Genomic DNA, 200 nt, shown 5'->3' with positions numbered 1-200 from the left:
ACGCGGCGTTGCTCCGTCAGACTTTCGTCCATTGCGGAAGATTCCCTACTGCTGCCTCCCGTAGGAGTCTGGGCCGTGTCTCAGTCCCAGTGTGGCCGATCACCCTCTCAGGTCGGCTACGCATCGTTGCCTTGGTGAGCCGTTACCTCACCAACTAGCTAATGCGCCGCGGGTCCATCTGTAAGTGGTAGCCGAAGCCA

The 200-nt window shown here is 60.0% G+C and carries 1 rRNA gene; it reads right to left on the bottom strand.

Annotation, left to right across the window (positions count from 1 at the left end):
• Positions 1 to 200, bottom strand: a 16S ribosomal RNA gene (locus tag RUW00_RS22930); the annotation flags it as partial.

The organism is Bacillus sp. IS1 (assembly GCF_032461585.1).
Classification (GTDB): domain Bacteria; phylum Bacillota; class Bacilli; order Bacillales; family Bacillaceae; genus Bacillus; species Bacillus velezensis.
Note: the sequence above shows the minus strand (reverse complement) of the source record. Positions and strands in the feature narration are given on the sequence as shown.